General features: G+C 51.0%; 1 protein-coding gene. It reads left to right on the forward strand.

Translation table 11 applies throughout. The features are described from left to right. Window positions 1–217: 217 nt before the first annotated feature. A complete protein-coding gene (locus tag CXF87_RS12175; protein WP_008957442.1) occupies window positions 218–658 on the forward strand; it encodes a DUF411 domain-containing protein in 441 nt (146 codons plus the stop codon). Window positions 659–826: the final 168 nt, after the last annotated feature.

The following is an 826-nucleotide window of genomic DNA, read 5'->3' on the forward strand; positions in this document are numbered from 1 at the left end:
GGAAGCATGCCCAGCCACCATGGCCCGCAATAAGCCTTGGCGATTGCCTCTTTTTTTAGGAGTGATGGCATGATGAACGCGGAATGTTTTGCTTTTATGGGGTCAATGGGGTGGCTAGGCTGGTTGATGCCCCTGGCCATGCTGTTATTAATTGGCTTGGCGATCGCTTCGCTGGCCAAGTACCTCTTCAGTCGTTCACGCTAAGGAGTTGAAAATAATGCAACATATGAGCACCAAGCTTTTACTCTCTGGTTCCATGCTGCTTGGGGCGGTCTCCGCCCAGGCGGCGTTACCGCCAGAGGCAACATTGTATAAAAACCCCCAGTGCGGCTGCTGTGACGCTTATGCACGCCATCTTGAAGAGCTCGGCGTAGAAGTGACGATTATTGACGATGTAGAGCTGGGTGATATTAAGCAGCAGGCAGGCGTGCCCTATGGCCTGGGTTCATGCCATACCATTGAGATGGGCGAGTATTGGATCGAAGGCCACGTTCCAATGGAAGCCGTGCAGGCGCTGTTTGAGGAACAACCCGATATTGACGGTATCGGTTTGGCGGGTATGCCCATTGGCACACCGGGTATGCCGGGGCCACAAGAAAGCCCTTACAATGTGTACACGTTTACAGGCCAGGAAGATGAGCCATTTATGACCCTTTAGTAGGGTGATAAAAGCTCGCCTGCTGTCTGCACGCCGTTCTAACGGACTCTTGTAGTACAGCAGGCGCATTCAAGTCATACATTACTAAAACGAAAGCGCTGTATTAAACTTAGGATTTACTTTGCTAGTGCGTTACGGGTCGATTCGTTACGGTAAGCTAAAAATAAG

Origin of the sequence: Halomonas sp. MES3-P3E, assembly GCF_002836035.1 — a bacterium.
Lineage (GTDB): Bacteria > Pseudomonadota > Gammaproteobacteria > Pseudomonadales > Halomonadaceae > Vreelandella > Vreelandella arctica.

Coding starts and splice junctions, on each gene's coding strand:
- CXF87_RS12175 (WP_008957442.1), top strand. CDS start 218: ATGCAACATATGAGCACCAAGCTTTTACTCTCTGGTTCCATGCTGCTT.